The organism is Microcystis sp. LE19-84.1B, assembly GCF_027531875.1.
Taxonomy (GTDB): Bacteria; Cyanobacteriota; Cyanobacteriia; order Cyanobacteriales; family Microcystaceae; genus Microcystis; species Microcystis panniformis.
Window position 1 is genome coordinate 1 of the sequence record NZ_JAPZSR010000258.1, and the last position, 3,667, is coordinate 3,667.

Consider the following 3,667-nt stretch of genomic DNA (forward strand, 5'->3'; position numbering starts at 1 on the left):
TATTTTTTGAGATTGCTCGCATTTTAAAAGCCAAACAACCCGCAGCATTTATTCTGGAAAATGTCAAGCAATTGCAGGGACATCAACAGGGAAAAACCTTAGAAGTTATTCTCAATACTCTGCAAGATTTAGATTACTATATCGATTATCGGGTTTTGAATGCGCTTAATTTTGGTTTACCGCAAAAACGAGAACGAATTTTTATCGTTGGTTTCCGAGAATCGCGGGGTTTTATCTGGCCAAAACCAGCTTTATCTAGAACAAGTTTAACGGAAATCTTAGAGGAAAATGTCTCGGATTTTTATTATGCTTCCGAAAAAATTCAAAAAAGTCGCCTGCTGAAAAGAGAGGGGAAAAAACTTTATAGTGAACCGACTATCTGGCACGAAAATAAAGGAGGTAATGTCAGTGCTTATCCCTATTCCTGTGCCTTGCGAGCAGGAGCATCCTATAATTATTTGTTAGTGGATGGGAAAAGACGCTTAACAGCAAGGGAAATGCTACGTTTACAAGGTTTTCCTGATGATTATCAAATTGTCGGCAGTTATCAAACTATGCGAAAATTAACCGGTAATAGTGTAGCGATTTCCTGCGTAGCTGCTGTGGTTAATTCTGTAATCGAGTCTTTGTTAGATATTGAGCAAGCATCAACTAATTCATTCTCGTTCAATCGACACCTTAATTAAGTTTATTTTTGACTTAGGAGTTTTAGATAGTGGTAATTATTCAAGACGCTTTTAATTCCCTATATAGACAGCCTCGTAGGTTGGGTTGAGCGAAACAATACTGGGTCGAAAATGGCTTAATTCGCCTGAAAAAGCGAAACCCAACCACCCCAAAAGTTACTCTTGGTTGGGTTTCCTTGCGTCAACCCAACCTACAATAATTGGTACTCTACTGATATGTAGCATATACTCAACAGATTTAGTATCAAGCCTCTTAGGTTGGGTTGAGCGAAACAATACTGGGTCGAAAATGGCTTAATTCGCCTGAAAAAGCGAAACCCAACCACCCCAAAGGTTACTCTAAAATTAGCTGACCCATTGCCTTGAGAATTTGGAGCAGATTAATTGCTGATTCAGGATACATTAAATTAAGTTCTGGCATTATCTGATAAGTGGGGTTAGTTTCTTGTCTGAGATAGACGAACATATATTGTAAGCCATTAGTCGCTAATCCACAAACTGAGGGTTGTCTTTCTAAGCTATTGTAGGCATAAGTCAATAATTGAGGTAATCCCTGACGTACTTCAATTCCACTCTCTTTAGCTTCAATGACTAAAATCCAAAAAGGGATATCATTGACAGTTGCTATCGAATTATTTACCGTGACAATATCAAAGCGTCCGCTAATAGTTTTATCTTCATCCACAAGGATAATATTATCAATCCCTTCTTCAACCCTAATCTTAATCGGATAACGATAAAAACCCGCTAACCGCAATAGGGGAAATAGGGTTAAAACTTTAACTTGTCCTTCTGATGCTTTATCTTCCATCAAATAGGGTCGAAAATCGTTGCGGATTTGAACAAGTTCTAATTTTTCTGCCTCGCTGACGGTTTCCAAAGCTAAAAGCTCTGTAAATGAAACATCTTCAAGCTTTTCTTGAAAATGGAGATGACGTTGAACATCAGCAAGGGTTAGTTTACTCGTTTTGAGGGTCAGCATTGATTGAGCAAGCAGTACAGCGCTGTTTCCATGATAGCGGAAAATAGGTGTCTCGGCTGTTCTTGCTAACAAAATAAGCCAAGATAGAAACACAAATTCTAGGGTGTGAAGCGCAAAAACGTAAGACACCAATTTAAGAATAAAGTTGCTGCGTGGGGTGCGGATTGTTGATTTGGGTTTTTTAACAGAATTGGTAGCCTTCTAATGCACTTTACACTCGTCGGCGATCTACGATCAAGTTATTTTTGAACGAAAAGCACCCCAAGGTCATATTTCTTGTAGTTAGAGGTTTGATTGAGTTGGGGATGGTGGGATGGGATTGGAATGGGGAGAAGTGAGGTGGACTTATACTCAAACTCCTTCTCCAGCGCTCCCAACTCCCGTGCAGTCTTAACGAGTAATTTAGATAGTCAACAGCTTACCAAATTTAGGTAACACTTCCTCTTGATGGGAAAGACTGTATCTTGAGAAAATAATTAGGCTAAATAGACCCGAATTTAGGGGGTATTTTCTGAAAAAGAATCACTATAATTAAATAAAAATGGTACGCTATTTTTTCCCGCTCCATCCATGACTAAAACCCGGGGCATTTGCGCCCCACCTTCGCGCCAAGCTTCAATCGCTTCTTTCTGTAAAACCAATCCTCCTCCCTGTTCTTTTAAAGTTTCTGCTAATAGTCTTTGTGCCTCAGCTTTCCCTTTAGCGCGATTAATTTCTGCTTGGGCCTGTTGTTCTGCTTCTTGGGTGATATAAACGGCTCTTTGGGCGCGTTGTTCCGCGATTTGTTTATCTTCGACGGCCCGGGCAAATTCTGGAGAAAAATTCAAATCTACCACACTGGTATCTAAGACTAGAATACCATACTTTTCTAACCGAGTCGATAGGGCATTATCAAAGTCTTCTTTTAACTCACTGCGTCGAGTAATTGCCTCCTCTACGGTTCTTTTAGCGGCGGCAATTTTAAAGGATTCTTGGGTTTGAGGGGCGATAATTTTAGCGACAATATTTTGTAAAGTTCCTTGGGTTCTTCTAATTGCCACTACTTGAGTCGGATCGAGACGAAAATTAATCGCAAAACTAGCGGATAAATCCTGTAAATCTTTAGTGGAACTTTGGGCGGGAACTTCAAATTTTTGCACCGTAACATCGTAGATATCGACACTAGAGACAAAGGGAGGTTTAAAGTGCAATCCCTCCAATAAAACCCCGTCTTTAGCTTTTCCTAAAACACTTAAAACCCCCGCTTGTCCAGGGGTGATAATCACATAGGCATTAAAGGCCGCTAAAATGACAATAGTAGCCAATAATCCCCCAATCAGGGAAAGTAAATTAATAGCATCTTTCTGGTTCACAGTTTATACTCCTTGACGAGCGACTAAAGCGAGAATTTTTGTTGCGATCGCTTGATTGACAGGCATCACTGACAGACGATTTCCTGTCCTTACTAATAATAATTCATCGGCGGTAAAATTTTGTTTTAAAATTCCCAGGGGCAGCAGTTGGGGAAAAAGGCGATCGAACTCAACTTTAACCGTCCACCAGCGCGGGCAATCCAGGGAGGCTTTAGAATCATAGTAGGGACTATTGCGATCAAATTGTGTCGGATCGATCATATCGGTTTCCACTACGCGCATCAAGCCGACAATCCCCGGCGGGGTCGTATTAGAATGATAAAAAAAGGCTAAATCTCCCCGCTTCATCTGACGGAGAAAATTGCGCGCTTGATAATTTCGCACTCCCTCCCAAATAGTTTGACCATCTTTTTTTAAATCCCCGATACTATAGACATTGGGTTCCGATTTCATTAACCAATAATTTAAATTCATCATTATTTATAGTTGTTATTAATTCAAATAAGCGGCTCTTCGTTACCCTTTATGCTAAATCAACATACAAGATGCCAAGATAACATACTTCTAACCCAAAAATTCCGAAAGTTTCTAAAGCCATAGCCTCTCCGTTTTATTAGTTTAAGTTTATTGTTGATTCCCTCGACCAC

Annotated in this window: 5 protein-coding genes; 1 reads left to right on the top strand and 4 read right to left on the bottom strand. The window is 40.0% G+C overall.

Features of this window, described 5'->3' with window-relative positions:
- On the top strand, nt 1–686 hold a 686-nt coding region (locus O9324_RS15130; RefSeq protein WP_288140606.1), incomplete at its 5' end, for a DNA cytosine methyltransferase.
- A 334-nt stretch (nt 687–1,020) separates the two neighbouring features.
- Here O9324_RS15130 and O9324_RS15135 read toward each other — a convergent pair.
- From O9324_RS15135 to O9324_RS15150, 4 genes are all read right to left on the bottom strand, one after another.
- Entirely contained in the window at nt 1,021–1,668 is a 648-nt protein-coding gene (locus tag O9324_RS15135) for a restriction endonuclease subunit R (protein WP_288140607.1), read from the bottom strand.
- Between the two features lie 497 nt (nt 1,669–2,165).
- Complete coding sequence (locus O9324_RS15140; protein ID WP_002769546.1) at nt 2,166–3,020, bottom strand: prohibitin family protein; 855 nt, start codon at nt 3,018–3,020, stop codon at nt 2,166–2,168.
- Nucleotides 3,021–3,023: 3 nt separating this feature from the next.
- Nucleotides 3,024–3,497, bottom strand: a complete 474-nt coding sequence (locus O9324_RS15145; protein WP_002769548.1) for an EVE domain-containing protein — start codon at nt 3,495–3,497, stop codon at nt 3,024–3,026.
- A gap of 56 nt (nt 3,498–3,553) precedes the next feature.
- The coding region (locus tag O9324_RS15150) for a transposase (protein WP_130758671.1) at nt 3,554–3,667 on the bottom strand (114 nt) is incomplete at its 5' end.

Bases quoted from the DNA above. Each gene is read 5' to 3' on its own strand.
- O9324_RS15135 (WP_288140607.1), bottom strand. From the start codon at position 1,668: ATGCTGACCCTCAAAACGAGTAAACTAACCCTTGCTGATGTTCAACGT.
- O9324_RS15145 (WP_002769548.1), bottom strand. From the start codon at position 3,497: ATGATGAATTTAAATTATTGGTTAATGAAATCGGAACCCAATGTCTAT.